The organism is Shimia isoporae (assembly GCF_004346865.1).
GTDB classification, from domain to species: domain Bacteria; phylum Pseudomonadota; class Alphaproteobacteria; order Rhodobacterales; family Rhodobacteraceae; genus Shimia; species Shimia isoporae.
Genome location: NZ_SMGR01000006.1, coordinates 71732 through 90461, shown reverse-complemented (window position 1 = coordinate 90461; position 18730 = coordinate 71732). Strand labels below are relative to the sequence as shown.

Below are 18730 nucleotides of genomic sequence, written 5' to 3'. Positions count from 1 at the left end.
TTTGGGCGGGGGATTTGATATGCCGGGAAATGGCAATGGGAAAGGTAATGGCGGGATCGTTGAGAATCCAATCCCGACCGTCACCGGAACGGATTTTGACGATATTCTTGATCTGTCGGGCGTTTTGACAGCCCATCGAATAAACGCCGGAAACGGGAACGATATCGTTCTCGGAGGGCTGGGCAATGACCGCATCAACGCCGGAGACGGCAATGACACCGTTCTTGGCGCAGCGGGTAACGACACGATTTTCGGAAACGATGGTGTCGACACCGCGCGCTACGAGGGTTCGATTTTCGACTACCTCTGGTCCGCCGGCACGGGCAACACCCTGATAGTCGAGGACACCAACACTGACGGCGGAGACAGCGGAACAGACGAACTCAAACACTTCGAGTTTCTGGAATTTGACGACTTTGTTTACGCCGTGGACGAACCGAATGCAGCGCTTGTGGAAGCATCGGACCAAACCACAGACGAAGAGACGTCCATATCTTTCGACATCACGGCTTTTGATTTTGACGGCGGCACCGTGGCCATCCAGTCCGTCAGTGTCACGGGCATCGGAACAATTTCTGTCTTAGGTATCCCGGTCCCGCTGGCGCAGGGCATGGGCGCTGGTGCCAGCTTTACCCTCACCTTTGATCCCGGCAGCGGGTACCAAACACTTGCCGTCGGAGAAAATGCTACAGAAACTGTGACGATTGTGGTTACCGACGGTCAGGGAAATGAAACCACTGAGACCGTCCAGGTCACGATTGAAGGATTGAACGACGATCCTGTCATCACCGAGGTCATCTATGACAGCACTGCCGTGCAAGAAGATGGCGTACAGGTCATGACGGGTCAGGTTGTTGCCGAGGACATCGACGCGTCCGATGTCCTGAACTACACCATCGACGGAGGCGGAACCGGCGCCTATGGCACACTGACGATCGATCCGAACGGCGACTGGACCTACACGTTGGACAACGACAACGAGTTTGTTCAGAACCTCGACTCCGGCCAAAGCCTGAACGAAGTTTTCACGGTCTGGGTGGACGACGGAAACGGCGGCAGTGTCAGCACAACGATCTCGGCGATCATCAACGGGACTGACGAAGTTGCTACAGTATCCTCGACGGCAACAGTTACATTTGACGAAGCTGCGGCAGGCGGATCTCCTGATGGCCTTGCAGGACTGACATGGTCCGGTGGTTGGTTCATCACCCGGCCAACCGCGCCAAGCAGCGACGGGCGCGATGCATCCCCGAACGGATACTTCAACGGCCTCGTGTCCGGTGACTCGGTCGCCGCTAACGCTGGTGGCGGGGATGTATCAATCACGTCGGACGAAAATTTCGACTTGGAGTCCGCATTTTTCACCGCAGCCTGGAACGATGGTCTGACGGTTGAGGTATTCGGATACGACGATGGTGTTTTGATTGGGTCTCAGAGTGTTGTGTTGAGCACCTCGGGTCCGACGCAGGTTCTGTTTGATGACTCCACCTTTGATTCCGTAGACGAACTGCTGTTTGTCAGCTCCGGCGGCGTCAACGCCGGTCTGGGAGGCGCAGGCACACATTTCGTGGTCGACGACATGCTGTTCTTCGTCTGAGGACGGTTCCAAGCATCATTTATGATGGCAAAGGCCTGTTTTACTGCGATTTCCCGACACAAAGGCGGTTCGCAGCCTTGTGATCTGTCCATTGTGTGGTCTATCTGGGGGCAACTTTGTTGATGAGGACCCCACAATGTCGCAAAAGCCCGAATTTCACGACCGCATGCTGTCCCTTGGCCTCGCGCGTGTCGCTGAACAGGCTGCCATCGCTTCTGCCGCTTTGATCGGCAACGGCGACGAGAAAGCCGCCGACCAGGCCGCCGTAAACGCCATGCGCGAACAGCTGAACCTGCTGGACATTGCCGGAGTGGTCGTCATCGGTGAAGGCGAGCGCGACGAAGCGCCAATGCTGTACATCGGCGAGGAAGTCGGCACCGGCGAAGGCCCGGGCGTCGACATCGCATTGGACCCGCTGGAAGGCACCACCCTGACGGCCAAAGACATGCCGAACGCGCTGACCGTGATTGCGATGGGTCCGCGTGGTTCGATGTTGCACGCACCTGACACCTATATGGACAAACTGGCGATCGGCCCCGGCTATCCTGAAAACGTGGTCTCTCTGGACATGTCCCCGGCCGAACGTGTCGCCGCACTGGCCAAAGCGAAGAACTGCGAAATGTCCGACATCACCGTCTGCATTCTGGAACGTCCACGCCACGAAGACATGATCGCAGAAGTGCGCGGCACGGGCGCATCGATCCGCCTGATTACTGACGGAGACGTCGCAGGCGTTATGCACTGTGCAGAAGCCGAAGAAACCGGCATCGACATGTACATGGGCCGGGGCGGCGCGCCGGAAGGTGTGCTGGCCGCTGCGGCGCTGAAATGTATGGGCGGTCAGATGTGGGGTCGCCTGCACTTCCGCAACGACGACGAACGTGCCCGTGCTGCCAAAACCGGCATCACCGATCTTGACCGCGTATACTCACGCGACGAAATGGTCACACAAGATGTGATCTTTGCCGCCACCGGTGTGACCGGCGGCTCTCTGCTGCCTCGCATCAAGCGCACTCCTGGCTGGATCGAGACAGAAACCCTATTGATGCGCTCGAAGTCCGGCTCCGTACGCCGCATGACCTACCGTGCGCCGGTGGACCAGACCTCTTGATCCACCACCCAAAGCTTGCATGATTGGGCCGACGTGCCCTTTCGGCCCGCCAATTGGCGGGCCTTTGCATAACTGGAAAGCCACACCATGAGCGATTTTCTGGACGTATCCGAAAGCCTGACAGGTCGGCGATGGGTAGGGCCGGATGTCGAGGTCACCCGTGCGGCGGAGCAAATCGCTCAAGACACCAACCTGCCGCCGGCGCTCTGTGCGGTCTTGGCGCGACGTGGTGTTTCCCCTCAGGATGCACCGAGTTTTCTTGAACCGAAGTTGGCGGACCTGCTGCCGGATCCGCGGTCTATAAAGGATATGGAGGTGGCCGCGGCCCGTTTCCTTCGGGCGGTCAGGTCGCGGCAGCGCATTGCCATCTTTGCGGATTACGATGTGGACGGCGGAACCTCTGCAGCTCTGCTGGTCACATGGCTGCGGGCCATGGGTCTCACAACCACGTTGTATGTTCCTGACCGCATAGACGAGGGGTATGGCCCCAATGAACCCGCAATGGCGGCCTTGGCCAAGGAACATGACCTGATCGTTTGTGTCGATTGCGGCACCCTGAGCCACGGGCCCATTGCGGCGGCGCAAGGTGCGGACGTCGTGGTTCTGGATCACCACCTCGGGGGCGAGACACTGCCGGACTGTGTTGCAGTGGTGAACCCGAACCGTCAGGACGAAAGTGGTGAGCTGGCCCATCTTTGTGCCGCATCGGTCGTTTTTTTGATGCTGGTCGAGGCAAATCGCCAGATGCGAGCAGACGGTACGCAAGGGCCGGATCTGATGTCCATGCTTGATCTCGTTGCACTTGGCACGGTGGCAGATGTAGCGCCTCTGGTCGGAGTAAATCGCGCATTGGTGCGACAGGGCCTCAAGGTGATGGCGCGTCGCGACCGTCCCGGCGTCGTGGCTCTCTCCGATGTCAGTCGCATGGACAGCGCTCCGAACACATACCACTTGGGCTTTCTGCTTGGCCCGCGAGTCAATGCAGGTGGTCGTATCGGGAAGGCCGATCTGGGCGCTCGCTTGCTGTCAACGGACAACGAACAGGAAGCCCGAGCGATCGCCGAACAACTTGACCATCTGAACACAGAACGCCGCGACATCGAAGCTGCGGTTCGGGCCGCGGCTCTTGCGCAGGCTGAGGACCGAGGTCTGGAGGCGCCGTTGGTCTGGGCTGCGGGCGAAGGATGGCATCCCGGAGTGGTGGGCATCGTTGCCTCGCGTCTGAAAGAAAGTACCAATCGCCCGGCCATAGTCATCGGCCTGGAGGGCGACGAAGGCAAAGGGTCCGGTCGCTCCATTTCGGGTGTCGATCTAGGCGCCAGCATCCAAAAGCTTGCTGCGGAAGGATTGCTGCTGAAAGGAGGCGGTCACAAGATGGCGGCCGGCCTGACCGTTGCACGCGACCAGCTCGAGCCCGCGATGGCACGCCTTTCCGAACTGCTGGCAAAACAAGGTGCCGGCGATGCCGGTCCGGCAGACCTCAAACTCGACGGATTGCTGATGCCTGGCGCGGCGACGGTCGAATTGATTCAGGACATCGACAAAGCGGGCCCTTATGGCGCGGGCGCACCGGCGCCGCGCTTTGCCTTTCCGGACGTTGAAATCCGCTTCACCAAGCGCATTGGCGACTCCCACATAAAGGTTACTTTCGGCGACGGGTTTGGCGCGCGACTGGAGGCCATCGCGTTTGGCGCATACGACGGCCCACTTGGTCCGGCGCTCGAATCGCACGGCGGCGCGCGTTTCCATCTTGCTGGCCGTCTGGAAATAAACACATGGGGCGGTCGCCAGACAGTGCAACTGCGACTTGAGGATGCGGCGCGGGCCTGATCGCACTGCTAGAGCGGTGGTTTTCAAAGGGTGTTGCGGGTCGTGAGCCTCAGGTAAGTGCCCCGCCTGCGCGACGAACCAAAAATCATCGCGCCCGCAAACTTTCCACTTGCGCACACCCCCGCCATTCACTAGATACGCCTCACGCTTCGGCACGGCCCGTTCGTCTATCGGTTAGGACGCCAGGTTTTCAACCTGGAAAGAGGGGTTCGATTCCCCTACGGGCTGCCAGTCGAAGCCGGTTCTCCGGACATTAGCTCCACCCGAACCAAGCAACAGCGTGGCCCGTTCGTCTATCGGTTAGGACGCCAGGTTTTCAACCTGGAAAGAGGGGTTCGATTCCCCTACGGGCTGCCACTGCTTCCCTCCAGCAGACAACAAGTTTCTTCCAGATCGTATTGCTGGTTTGCCTCTGTCAGAACTCTAGACTGGCACCGAGAGCTACCGTCAGGGATGTTTCCGACGACGCGCTGTTGCGCGAGGCGTAAATGTCCAGATCAAACTCGGCCGGCCCGCTCAAAACTTCGATCCCAATTCCAATGGCGGCCCGCGCGCTTGAAGTTCCGGCCGCGTTTAAATCGTATTTGGTTCCGGGCGTATCCAGATAATAAATCGACTGCGTGTAGCCACCTTCATAAACGTAGCCGACCTCCGCCTGAACCTTTCCGATAATAACGCCCCAAGGCCGCAAATAAGGCTTTCGCAGTTTCACGCCCACCGAAAGGTTCTGCGCGAGCCTGTCGGACGCGTCATAGCCGAGCGAGTAGATGCTGGCCCCATTTTCCTGATAGGCATTCAGCTGGGTCTTGATGGCATCATAACGGGCGTAAGGCGAGGCTATGAAGCCATTATGCCAAGCATAGTCGCCTGACACCCTAAGCGAGACATACTGGTTCGTTCCGTCCCGTTCCGACGTTTCAAAAAGATCGGCCTGCTGCACATAGCGCCGGTCGTCAAAGTCCAGCCAACCATATCCCAGCAGACCGTCCAGATAGAAACCCTCGCCAAATTGCCAAGAGAAATATCCGGTAACCGAATTGGTCTTCGCGTCAGAAGTGGTGCCGTATTCACCTATGATGGACGCGGCCTCGCCGTAACTCAGTGCGACCCCAGCGAACAGGTCGTCATGCACGCGGAAATCAAAGCCCAGCGTGTAGGTGCCGAAACTTTCCTCATCGCGCTCTGTGTATTGTCCTTCCTGCCACACGCCGAACGAGTTGCAATTCGCCTCATAGCCAAGACAAGCCATCTTGAAATGCAGTGTATCGGCGCGCCGGTTCACATTGCGTATCAGGCCATTCGCAAACTCTGCCGACACCCGATAGTGCCGGTCGATCAGGCCGATAACGTCTTCATCCTCAGCCGGGTTTGCTCGCCGGTCTTCGATAATCAGCGCATAGTTGATAAGACCCGTGTTGCCTTCACTATCGACAACGCTGACCGCAATATTGAACTCACCGTCGTTTTCGGGTGTGCCCGCCAACAACCCCGAAGTTGCTCCCAAGGTTATGCCGGTCGGTAAAACGCCCTTGGAGAGTGTGAAAGTGTTGCTTCCAGATCCGCCTGTCACCGTCAAAAGTTGAGAGTATTCCTCTCCCTTAGCGCCAACAGGTAGAGTGTTCGGCGACACATCCAGAATACCGATCGCAGGCAGGATTTCGACGGTGTAGGCCTGCGAGCCCGTGTTTCCCGCGCTGTCGACAACGCCCACCGCAAAGGCAAAGGTGCCTGTTTCGGTGGGAATTCCGCCCAAATGCCCATCGGTCTCCAGCGACATACCTACCGGCAAAACCCCCGACGAGAGCGAGAACACATAACCGCCAGATCCACCGGACGCGACGAGCGCTTCACCATAGGTTTCGCCGTAGGTGCCAGCACCCAAGGTCGTCGGAGCGATGGACAGCAACCCTCCCACAGCGTCAATTGCAAGGACGTAGTCACGCGTCCCCGTGTTGCCCAAGCCGTCCGTTGCGAGAACCGTAAAGGCGAAGGCGCCCGCATCCTCCGGTTCACCCGAAAGCGTTCCGTCCGCGGCGAGAGTGAGCCCCGCAGGAAGTGCACCGCTGTTGATCGTAAATGTGTAGGAGCCATCACCACCCGTCGCAGAGAACGCGGAGGAGTAAGCCACGCCGAATGTGCCGTCTGGCAGAGCGTTTGGCGAAATCGTAAGTACGGCAGCGGCTTCGACCCGCACCACGACTTGCTGTGTGCCTGTGTTTGACTGGTCGTCGATCACATCCACCCGGACGTTGAAGTCGCCGGTATCCTGCGGCACCCCCGTCAAGGTACCGTCACTTTGCAGGGTCAAACCGGCGGGCAATGCTCCATCGCCGACCGCATACGTGTAGTTCCCCGACCCATCCACCGTTTCAAACACGGCGGTATATGGGCTGTCGTAACTGCCTACGGGCAAACTGTCAGGAACAATATTCAGGTCGTCCACCGGATTTACGACAAGAGAATAAGTCTGTGTGCCAGTGTTTCCTTCGGCATCAACAATCAAGGCTAACACGGGGAATGTGCCTGTTTGCTGCGGTATTCCGAAGAGCGCCGTGTCTCTCTCGTTGTCCAGCACGCCAAAACGACTGCCTTCTGGCGAAAAGATACCGCCCTGCAAATTCCCGTCAGGAGAAACGAGCTCGACGGCATAAGGCGGAATGCCTCCACTCGGGCTGAGAATGACGCTGTAGAAATCGCCGAAGGTCGCCGTTGGCAAGGAATCAGGTGAAATGTCGAGCACGCCGCGCGCAGCCTCTATCGACAGGGTATAGTTCCGCGCGCCTGTGTTTCCTTGATCGTCGAACACCGTGACCGTCAATTGGAAGTCCCCGGTTTCCTTTGGCGTGCCCGCCAAGACACCACTGGTACTGAGACTGAGACCCTCAGGAAGGATTCCGGACGTGACGCCGAACACATAGCGACCGGTGCCGCCACTCGCGCTCAGCGTCGACGAATAGGGAATGTCAAACGTTCCCAGCGGCAGGGTAGTCGGCGAAATCGCAATATCAGTTCGGGCAATCACTCGTATGGAGTATGTCCGATCGCCCGTGTTCCCCTGGCTGTCGAGGGCCTGCACCGAGAAGTTGAAATCACCAGTCTCGATTGGCGTGCCGGTAATCGAGCCGTCTGTGGCCAATGCCAGCCCAATGGGCAGGACTCCACTGGACAGCGAGAATGTATACGGGCCGACCCCGCCAGAGGCTGTGACGGTTTGACTGTATGTTGAGCCATACTCGGCGGTCGCCAGTTGATCCGGTGAAAGAACAAGATCGTCGATGCTGCTAACCACGAGCACATAGTTTTCGGTTCCCGTGTTTCCTTGGGCGTCGACCACATTCACCGTGATGGGGAAAGACCCGGTTTCTGTTGGAATTCCGGTCAAGTCCCCCGTTGGCGTTGCAGCGCGGGCCGTGAACGCCATCCCGGCCGGAAGCGTTCCGGATTGCGTCATGATGTAAGGTGCCTGACCGTTGTTGCTGAAGAAAGGAACTGCGTAGGCGACGCCGAACGTCGCTTGAGGCAAGACCGGAGGCGACACGTCTATCAATCCGGACACCGGATCAACTGTCAGGTTCATCGTCTGTGTACCGGAGTTGCCTTCACTGTCTACAACCCTGACATCAAAGGAGAAGGCTCCGGTTTGTCTGGGGGTTCCAGAAAGCACACCGCCGGAAGAGAACGTCATTCCGGTGGGCAAAGCGCCCCCTGACTGGCCGAAAATATAGGTGCCGGATCCGCCCGAAGCCGTCAGTGTTTGGCTGTAGGACGTTTCATAAGTTCCGTCCGGCAAGGTCGTAGGCGAAATCGTCAGATTGGAAACTGCCTGGACCACCAACGTGTACGACCGCGCGCCGGTGTTGCCCTCACCATCAAGCACTGACACGGCAAACTGGAAACTGCCGGTTTCCGTGGGCGTTCCGGACAAAACACCGGCAGAAGACAAACTGACGCCGCTCGGGAGGGTTCCGCTCGTTTGCGTAAAGGCGTACCCGCCTGCGCCACCTGTGGCTGTCAGGGTTTGACTATAGGCCACGCCATATGACGCTGTTGTCAGCGTCGATGGTGAAATCTGAAGCCCGGTGATGGGCGAAATCACCAAAACATAGTCACGGGAACCTGTGTTGCCGACGTTATCGGTCAAGACCGCCGTGATGGGGAAGCTGCCCGTCTCAGTTGGTGCGCCCGTGATTTTTCCGGCGAGGCCGGCCACGCTTGTGTCAAAAGACATGCCGGCAGGCAACGCGCCTATCAGCACCGCACTGTAAGGTTCAACTCCACCATCACCTTGCACGAGAACCGAATACGGAGAGCCAAAAGTGCCTTCGGGCAAGGCTGCGGGTTCAACGGTGACAAGACCCGCCACAGGATCAATCTGAAGTGTATATGACGCAGTGCCAGTGTTGTTCTCCAGGTCTGTGGTGTTGATGTCGAACGAAAAACTACCGGTGGTAACAGGTGTACCCGACAATGTGCCGTCTGCGGCAAGCGAGATACCTTGAGGCAGGCTGCCAGACGCGAGCGCGAAGGTATAACCACCTGCCCCGCCGCTTGCGGTGAAGAGCGCTGAATAGGGCGCGCCATATGTGCCGTCGGCCAATGTCGGCGGTGCGATCACAAGTGACATGGTTGGGTCAACCGTCAGGGTATAATTCTGACTGCCGGTGTTGCCTTGGTTGTCCACCACATCGACGCGAATGTTAAAGTCACCGGTCTCCGTTGGGGTTCCCGACAACACCCCCCCAGCCGTAAATGTGGTTCCCGCAGGCAAGCTGCCGCTGCCGATGGAAAAGGCATAACCGGACGCACCGCCCGAAGCCGTCAATGTTTGAGAGTATGCGGTTCCGTAAGTTCCGTCAGGCAAGGTGGCCGGTGAGATTGCCAGATTGGTGACCGGGCGCACGGTCAGCGAATAGGCCTGTTCCCCTGTGTTGCCAGCGGAGTCCTCTGCGGAGACCGTAAAGGCAAAAGTTCCCGTTTCCAAAGGTGTGCCGGTCAACGATCCGGACGAGGAATCAAAGTTCATACCCGCCGGCAAGGTGCCCGAAAAAGTCAGCCTGTAAACTCCGGTGCCACCCTCTACTTGGACCTGGGCATTGTAATTCGTACCGAACGTAGCCTGTGGAAATGTCGGCGGCAGAACGGTCAGCAGGCCGGAAGCGGGGCTGATCTCGAAGGAATAACTACGCGTGCCTGTGTTGCCCTGCCCGTCCGAGACACCCGCTACAAAGTTGTAAATTCCAACTTCGGTTGGTGTGCCGCCAAGGCTTCCGTCCGCAGCCAATGACATGCCCAAAGGCAGGTTACCGGAGGAAATTGCAAAGCTGTATGCGCCGTCTCCACCGCTGGCAGTCAGTGTTTCGGAGTAGACTGAACCATAGGTGCCGTTAGGGACCGTGGTTGGCGCGATTGCCAGTCCTGTCACAGGATCAATCGTCAAAGAGTAGATGCGGTCGCCCGAATTGCCCTGCCCGTCTGTGACATGCACGATGACATTGAAGTCGCCCGTTTCGGTGGGTGTGCCGGACATAACACCCGCCGTCGACAGCGTCACGCCGCCCGGCAGCGCGCCAAACAGAATGCTGAAGGCGTAAGCGCCATCGCCACCGGTTGCCGTGAGGGTCTCGCTGTAAGACTGACCATACGTGCCGTCGGAGAGGGACGCCGGTGATATCGCGAGGTCGGAGATCGGCAGAACCGTAAGTGTGTAGTCTCGCGTTCCGGTGTTGCCAAATGAATCGGTCACGACAACGGAAACCGGGAAATCGCCTGTCTGGGTCGGCGTGCCGGAAATGTCACCGGACAGCGGATCGAACGAAATACCGGTCGGTAAGGTCCCGGTCAACGCACCTGTGAAAGGCGCGACGCCGCCGGTTGTATCGACAGTAATGCTGTAGGGCGTACCGTAGCTGGCATCTGGCAGAGTTGACGGGGTCAGATCAAAGAAACCGCTCGCAGGATCAATGGTCAGCGAATAACTCTGGTTGCCGGTGTTGTCTTCACTGTCTGTGGCACCCACTGAAAAGGTGAATGTGCCCGACTCGTTTGGAGTACCGGACAAGGTGCCGGCGGAGGACAGAGACAGCCCGGAAGGCAGCGCTCCGGAAGCCACGGCGAAACTATACCCTCCGCTTCCACCAGACGCCGTTAGAACTTGGGAGTAGCCGGTGCCGAAAACGCCGTCGCTCAGAGTTGTCGGGGCAATTACCAGAATGTCGGCGGAAAGAACCGTCAACGTGTATGTCCGCGTGCCGGTGTTGCTTTCGCTGTCAGTCACGCCCACCGAGAAGTTGAAGCGCCCTGTCTGGGTGGGTGTCCCCGAAAGCGCGCCGCCTGTGTCCAGAGTCAGCCCCGTCGGCAAGGCACCGAATGTCACGGCAAAGGCATATGGCCCGACACCGCCGCTTCCGGTGATTGTAACGCTGTAAGGGGTGCCGTACGTCCCGTCCGAAAGTGTCGCGGGAGATATGCCAAGGTTGCTAACCGGATCGATGACCAGACTGTAAGCCCGGGTGCCTGTGTTGCCATAGACATCGGTAGCGGTCACAGAAACCGGGAAAGTCCCAGTTTCGGTGGCAGTCCCCGAAAACTGCCCAGAGGACGCCGAGAAACTGATCCCTGACGGTAGCGTTCCTGTTTGCGAGAAAGTGAACGGCCCGACACCGCCGTCAGTACCGATGGTCGTCTTGTAGGCTGTCCCAAATGTCCCAGTCGGCAAGGTTCCTGGGGTCAGATCGAACAGACCGGCCACCGGATCGATCGTCAAAGACACGTCAACCGATCCGGTGTTGCCCTGTCCGTCTACCACGGCCACCGTCAGGCTAAATGTGCCGGTTGTCGTCGGAGTGCCCGATAGGTTGCCGCCCGGTGACATCTCGAGCCAACTCGGTCGTGTGCCAGATGTCTCGGAGAAGGTATACGATCCGTCCCCGCCCGACGCGCTAAACACTTGCTGGTACAGCGTGCCAAACGTTCCGTTTACAAGCGTTGTGGGCGAAATCGCGAGCGTGGTTACAGGCAAAACAGTCAGCGTGTAGCTGATGGTGCCGGTGGCCGAAAGCGAGTCAGTTGCTTGGACAGTAACGTTGAAATTCCCAGTCTCGGTCGGGGTTCCACTCAGGCTTCCGCCCGCTGTCAGTGTGATGCCAGCCGGAAGAGTGCCCGCCGTGACAGCAAAACTGTACGGCCCCGTACCACCAGAAGCCGTCAACGTCTGACTGTAGGCAGTGCCATAGGTCGCATCGCCCAGATTGGGCGGAGAAATCGTAAGCGTTCCAACAGCGGGCGTAATTGTGAGCGTATAAACGATCTGGCCTGTGTTGCTCTGCCCGTCGGTCACCTCCACCGTGAAATTCGATACGCCCGGTGCTGTCGGGGTGCCGGAAATCGTGAGCGTTGAACCATCAAACGTCAAACCGGTTGGCAGGCTGCCCGCACTAATTGATCCAGTGTAGTTGCCATCGCCGCCACTTGCGTTCAAACGGGCGGAATATGCCGAAAGGGCCACACCGTCATTCAGCGTTGCCGGGGTGATTGTGATGATGCCAGTCGCCGGATTGATCACCAGCGTGTAGTCTTCACTGCCGGTATTGCCTTCGCCATCCTCAACCGAAATCGTGATCGGGAAACTGCCGGATTGGGACGGAGTGCCACTCAACAGCCCTGCTGACGACAAGCTGATTCCGGTAGGCAAAACGCCTGTTGATATGCCGAAACTGTAACTGCCATCGCCGCCTGATGCGCCCAGCGATTGGCTGTACACGCTACCGTATGTGCCCGTCGGCAAACTGGGGGGAGTGATGGTCAGGGACGAAATTGGCGAAACCAACATCGAATAGGTGCGTGTGCCGGTGTTGCCTTCGCTGTCCGTGACCAGAACACTAAAGTTGAAAGTGCCGGTTTCAAGTGGTGAACCCGAAATACCGCCACCGGCGGCGAGGGTCAGCCCCGCGGGCAACGCACCGCTGGAGATTGCGAAACTATAGCCGCCGGCGCCGCCGGAGGCCGTCAGAGTTTCGCTATAGGACGTTCCATAAACACCGTCTGCCACATCATCCGGTGAAATCGCGAGCGAAGTGATCGGTGCAATTGTCAGCGTATAGCTTCTGTTGCCGGAGTTGCCCTCAGCGTCACTCACACCAACATCAAAACTAAAGGTTCCGGTTTCAGCGGGTATTCCGGAAATGGCCCCGCTTGGGGTTAAGGCAACGCCCGCGGGCAACGCACCGGAAGTTAGTCCAAACGTGTAATTGCCGTCACCACCCGTCGCCGACAGCCCTACCGCATACCCCTCGCCAAAAATCCCGTCTGACAAGGTGGAGGGCTGGATGTTCAGGTTAGTGGCAGGTGCGATGACCAGCGAGACCGTTTGGCTTCCGGTGTTGCCTTCGCCATCTGTGACACCAATGTCAAAACTGAAGGTCCCGTTCTGAAGGGGGATGCCTGTCAACTCTCCGGTCAGCGACAAAGCGAGGCCTTGTGGCAAGCTTCCACCGGTGCGCAGGAAAACATAAGTGCCGTCTCCTCCGGTGACTGTGAAGGTCTCGGAATAGGCCGTGCCGAAAACGCCGGGTGTCGCAACGGCGGGAGAGATTGCCAGCGTCGTAATCCGTTCGATTCTGAAGCTGTAAACCCGTGTGCCGGTGTTTCCCTGCCCGTCTTCGACGCGGACCTCGATGTTGACATCTCCGGTGTCTGTCGGCGTGCCGGACAGAACACCCGCGGCTGTCAGGGTCAGCCCTGCAGGCAAAGTTCCCGAAGTGACGGAAAACGAATAACTGCCATCGCCGCCGGACCCGACCAATGTTTCCGAATAGGCTGCGCCGAAAGCGCCGTCGGGCAAAGTGGTGGGCGTGATGCCTAGATTGGTGACCGGTGAGACAACCAGAGAATAGGCCCGACTTCCGGTGTTCCCTTCGCTATCGACCACGTTGACGGTAAGTGGGAAGGTCCCGGTCTGCACTGGCGTGCCGCTGAAAGTGGCACTGCCTGCGTCAAACGTAAGGCCTGTTGGCAGTGTGCCCACGAGAGTCGGAGTATAACTGCCTGACCCGCCGCTAAAGGATACTTTCAGGTTATACTCCTTGCCGTAGTCCCCTTCCGGCATTGCGGGCGGCTGAACCGCAATCAGTCCTGTGACCGGGTTGACCGTCAAGGAGTAGGAAATGCTGCCTGTGTTCCCGCTGGAGTCAGTGACACCTACATCAAATGCAAAGGTGCCGGTTTGCGTAGGCGTTCCAGAAAGGGCGCCGTTTGTGGCAAGCGCTATTCCGGTGGGCAACGCCCCTGATGTAACCGCAAAAGTGTAGGTGCCGTCCCCGCCGGAAGCGCTCAGCGTCTCGGAGTATGCGGTCCCGTATTCCGCCGCGACGAGCGAAGGTGGCGTAATCGTCAGGGTCGAAATTCTGTCGATGGACAGAGAATAGACTTTGAAACCGGTATTGTTCTGCCCGTCCTGAACCCGCGCAACAAAATTGAAGGTACCGGCGGCGGCAGGAACTCCGGACAGAGTCCCATCCGGTGCGAGCGTCAGCCCGGATGGCAAAGCGCCGAAGAAAACAGAGAAGCTGTAGGACCCGTCACCGCCGGACCCGACAAGTGTCTGCGCATAAGAATTGCCAAACGTCCCATCCGGCAAACTGTCCGGAGCAATTCCCAGGCCGGTTACGGGATTGATCACAAGTGAATAATCCCGAGAGCCGGTATTTCCTTCCGCATCTGTCACTTCCGCAGTCAGCGGGAAGGTGCCCGTCTCGGTCGGCGTTCCGGAGAATTGGCCGTTGGCCGGGTTGAAGGTTATCCCGGCGGGCAAAGTGCCTGTCAGGCTCCCACTGTAAGGCCCGACGCCGCCATTGATTGTGATCGTGACAGTATAGGCTGAACCATACGCTCCTTCCGGCAGAGTTGCCGGCAATAGGGTCAGCAACCCGTCAACAGCGTCGACAGTCAGTGAGTAAGCCTGTGAGCCAGTATTATTCTCGCCATCAACGACCGTCACGCTGAAGGGGAAGGTACCTGTTTCCTGCGCCGCGCCCGAAATCACGCCCGCTGAAGACAGTGACAAACCATTTGGCAATCCTCCGCCAGTAACCGAGAAGGTGTAGGCGCCGTCTCCGTTTTGGCCGGTCAACGTTTGGGAATACGCCGCACCGAATTCCGTATCCGGCAAAGTGGCGGGCGTGATAGTGAGCGTGGTGATCGGATTGATGCGCAGTGCATAGTCCCGATCGCCCGTATTGCCGGATGCATCCACGACGCCCGCAGTGAAATAAAAGGTTCCGGTTTCGGTGGGCGTGCCGCTCAACGCGCCATCTGATGCCAGTGTTACCCCTGCGGGGAGCGCACCGCTGCTCAGGGAGAAGCTGTAGGACCCGTCTCCGGCAAATGCGATGAGCGTTTCCGAGTAGGCACTTCCGAATTCACCCACAGCCAGATCAAACGGCAAAATTGGCAGGTTTGTCTGCTGGCCAACCACAAACGTATAATCGCGTGTACCGGTATTTCCGGCTGTATCAGTCACCGAAACGGTGATCGGGAAACTGCCGGCCTCGGTCGGGGTGCCGCTCAATTCTCCATTGCTGAAATTCATACCCGCCGGCAAGGTACCACTTATTCCGAAGGTGTACGGCGAGACACCGTTTTCAGCTCCAAAGGTAACGCTGTAGGGGATGCCGTAGGTTGCATCGGACAAGGTGTCTGGCGTTACGTTCAGCAACCCGTCCACAGCATCAATAGTCAGCGAATAATCGATTGTGCCTGTGTTGCCCTGCCCATCCAGGACCTGCACCCTCAGCACAAAGTCACCTGTCTGGGCCGGAATTCCCGACAACGCACCCGAACTGTCCAGCGAAAGGCCACTCGGGAGCGTTCCGGACACCACAGTAAACACATATGAGCCGTCGCCGCCGGATGCCGTAAGGGTTTCCGAATAGGCCGTGCCAAAGTCTCCATTGGGCAGAAACGCGGGGGCGATCAACAGATTGGTGATCGGGTCTACGATCAGCGTGTACTGGCGTTCGCCTGTGTTGCCCTCGGCATCTTCCACTCCAACCGTGAAACCAAAGCTTCCGACCTCCAGCGCGGTTCCCGTAAGAGTTCCGTCAGTTTCCAGAGTCAATCCGGCCGGCAAGGTTCCGGCCGCTAGGTTGAACTGGTACCCGCCAGCGCCGCCGGTAGCCGTGAAAGTGGCGGTAAACGGATCGCCATAGACCGTCGTGCCCAATGACGGCGGAGCGATGCTCAATGTCTGAACTGGATTTATAACCAGACTGTAGACAGCGTTGCCTGTGTTGCCTTCCGCATCCGTCACCCGAACGCCAATGGGGAAACTGCCTGTCTCTGTCGGCGCGCCAGAAATCGTGCCGTTGGTGGTGTCAAAGGTCAGCCCGTTTGGCAGCGACCCAATCAAAGCGCCAGTGAATGGAGCCACCCCTCCGGTTGTGTCGATAACGACGGAGTACGACACGCCAAATGTGCCTTCAGGCAGAACCGTAGGTAGCAGTCCGAACAGGTTCGGCACCGAATCGATGAACAAGTCATAGGCCTGCAAGCCGGTGTTCAGCTGTCCGTCCAGCACCTCAACGACGATCGGAAAGGTTCCGGTCTCCAGCGGGAAACCCACAAGTTGGCCCGCTGGCGTTAGGGTCATGCCATTTGGCAAAACGCCCGAATTCAGGGAGAACGAATAGCTTCCATCGCCACCTTTTGCAGACAGGGCTTGACTGTATGGCCGGCTAAACTCGCCATCCGCAATCGTGTCGGGATCAATGTCGAGAGTGTCGATCTCCAAAACCAGGAGTGCAACGATCCGCTGTCCGGTGTTGCCCTGACCGTCAACCACCGCAACGTCAAAGTTGAATGACCCTGTTTCAGTGGGCGTTCCAGAGATGCCGCCGTCAGCCGCCAAGGTCAATCCGGCAGGCAGGGAGCCGGATGTGATGGAAAACGCATAGGCGCCGTCACCCCCGCTCGCAGCAAGCTGCGCCGAATAGGTCTGTCCCCAGGTGGCATCGCTCAGGGTGTCCGGCTCAATCGTGAGGCTGTCGACCGGATTGACAATCAGCGTGTAGGCGCGAGAGCCCGTGTTGCCGTACGTATCGGTGACATCGAGCGTGAAGTTGAAGGATCCGGTTTCCTCCGGCACGCCACTCAGGTTGCCGGTCTCCGGCGCAAAAGTAATGCCGGCGGGTAGCGCCCCGGTTATCGATCCAGTGAACGGAGGTACACCACCCGTTGTGGAGAAAGTCACATCGTAGGACAGACCATAAGTGCCTTCGGGAATTGTCGTTGGCTCAAAGTCAAACAGGCCCGACACCGGCACGACTGTGAGAACATAATCCGCTGTGCCGGTGTTGTTCTGCTCGTCTGTGGCGCGCAGAGTGAATGGAAAATCGCCCGTTTCTTCGGGCGCGCCGGACAGCGTTCCATCCAGTGCCAGCGTCAAACCGTTTGGCAGCGCGCCGCTGGCGATGTCAAAAGTCGCACTTCCCACTCCGCCGGTTGCTGAAAAGCTCACGGAGTATGCTGCGTCAAATGTGCCATCTGGCACGGTGGTCGGCGCAATCGTCAAAAGGTTCTGCAGCGCCGAAATCTGGAATGTGTATCCGCGTCCCCCGGTGTTTCCCTGACCATCGATGACTTCGAACGTCGCATCAAAAGAGCCGGTTTCGACAGGCGTACCAGAAATGACCCCCGAGGCAGAATTCAAGGTCACGCCTGCTGGCAGCGCTCCGCCCGATAGCGAATAGCTGTAGTTCCCGTCCCCGTTTGCTCCGGTCAAAGTTTGCGAGTACGGAGCCGCGAAAACGCCGTCTGCCAATGTCTCCGGAAAAAGTTCGAGGTCTTCGTTGTCCAGAATGACCAAGTCGAAACTGCGGGAGGCAATAAACGTCCCGCGAGAGCTGTCTTCCCAAACCGACACGGCAATTGGGAAAGACCCGGTTTCAAGGGGTTCCCCTTGGAGCAAACCAGACGCTTGAAGCGACATGCCTGACGGGAGACTGCCGGAGGAAACTTCGTAGAAGTAGCTTGTGCTGTCTCCGAGGATGAAGAAGATCTGAGAGTAAAACTCGCCATAGTAGCCAACGGGCAATTCCAGAGGCAGAAGCAAAAAAGCCTCGGGCGTACAGTTATTGCCGCCCGAAAGAACCTTTAGGTCGAAGTCCTTATTGCCTTCGAACCGCCCGACTTGACCCTCTGCGTCGGTGATATGGACGTCAAACTTGTAGTTCCCGTTCTGGTCACAACTCAAGCCGGACAGGATACCATCGGAGGAAAGCGAGATGCCATCGGGCAACTCACCGCCGACAAGCTGAAAAGTATACGGGGGAACACGGCCCTGCGGCTCAATGACATAGCCATAGGTACGTCCACCCGTGACATCCGTAGGTTTCGTTTCGACGCTGATTCCGTTGTCGGTTTCGAGTTTTTGCGACAATCCCCGAACATTCGGCGAAGGCGCATTGGGCGCTCCCTCTTCTGAATTGAGGACGAGCGGAGCAAGGAGTGTTGTGGCAAAAAGAACGTCAAATGCTGTGTTGTCGCCCGTAGGCGGGTCAAATATTCCGCGGGTCGACATCTGGAAAGCCAGCAATTCGGGCGGCCCACGCGCGCGGACCACGCTGACGGTCCAAGCGTAGGCGCCTTTCTGTGCGGGTGTTCCGCTCAGCTTCCAATTTTCATCAATCTGCAAACCGTCAGGCAATACACCATCGACAACCGAAACGCTTTCAACAGGATTTTGCGGATCTTCTCGTGCCAGAGTGTGTTCAAATGGGAGACCAACCAGAGCTTCGGAGAGTTTGACGGGCTCCAAGGCCTGTTGCGCCATCGCAAACTTGGCAACGGCAACAACGAGAAACACGCTCGCAAAAAAACAGGTCAAAATGCGGCGGTACAGTCGCAAGTTTTCTCCGCAATACAACAAGGTTCGACTCAGTGCAGCCCGACTAGCCTAGGGAAGCCAAAGTGGTACGTCTATCCTGTTGATTATGATTCAAATTTTTTGGGTCAGATGCGCGATACGGGCGCGGTCAAGACCACTGCAAACAATTTCATTTGGTGAAATTTTCAATTTCAGGCAACAATCTGCTGGTTTGGCACATTTTATAGGTGAATTGTCGCCAGTTCAAAAACCGATGGCAGGAATTGGCAAGCCCATGCCATAGACATTAACCGCGCAGGCTTTACATACCCCT

Annotated in this window: 4 protein-coding genes and 2 tRNA genes; 5 read left to right on the top strand and 1 reads right to left on the bottom strand. The window is 58.0% G+C overall.

The window, feature by feature from the left end:
- The first annotated feature begins 19 nt into the window (after positions 1–19).
- The 5 genes from BXY66_RS19805 to BXY66_RS19785 all read left to right on the top strand — a co-directional run bounded on the left by BXY66_RS19805 (position 20) and on the right by BXY66_RS19785 (position 4895).
- On the top strand, positions 20–1597 hold the full coding sequence (locus BXY66_RS19805) for a VCBS domain-containing protein (protein WP_165929257.1): 1578 nt from the start codon (positions 20–22) through the stop codon (positions 1595–1597).
- A 136-nt stretch (positions 1598–1733) separates the two neighbouring features.
- Complete coding sequence (gene glpX, locus BXY66_RS19800) at positions 1734–2708, top strand: class II fructose-bisphosphatase (protein ID WP_132862148.1); 975 nt, start codon at positions 1734–1736, stop codon at positions 2706–2708.
- 87 nt (positions 2709–2795) lie between these two features.
- The gene (gene recJ / locus BXY66_RS19795; RefSeq protein WP_132862147.1) at positions 2796–4538 is read left to right on the top strand and encodes a single-stranded-DNA-specific exonuclease RecJ; all 1743 of its coding nucleotides are present in this window, start codon (positions 2796–2798) and stop codon (positions 4536–4538) included.
- Positions 4539–4694: 156 nt separating this feature from the next.
- Positions 4695–4769: transfer RNA gene (locus BXY66_RS19790), tRNA-Glu, on the top strand.
- Positions 4770–4820: 51 nt separating this feature from the next.
- Positions 4821–4895 (top strand) — tRNA-Glu (locus tag BXY66_RS19785).
- Between the two features lie 58 nt (positions 4896–4953).
- On the opposite strand, the gene BXY66_RS19780 is transcribed toward BXY66_RS19785, so the two are convergent.
- Positions 4954–18396, bottom strand: coding sequence for a putative Ig domain-containing protein (locus tag BXY66_RS19780; RefSeq protein WP_165929256.1), 13443 nt, complete (start codon positions 18394–18396; stop codon positions 4954–4956).
- Positions 18397–18730: the final 334 nt, after the last annotated feature.

Bases quoted from the DNA above. Each gene is read 5' to 3' on its own strand.
- BXY66_RS19805 (WP_165929257.1), top strand. From the start codon at position 20: ATGCCGGGAAATGGCAATGGGAAAGGTAATGGCGGGATCGTTGAGAAT.
- glpX (WP_132862148.1), top strand. From the start codon at position 1,734: ATGTCGCAAAAGCCCGAATTTCACGACCGCATGCTGTCCCTTGGCCTC.
- recJ (WP_132862147.1), top strand. From the start codon at position 2,796: ATGAGCGATTTTCTGGACGTATCCGAAAGCCTGACAGGTCGGCGATGG.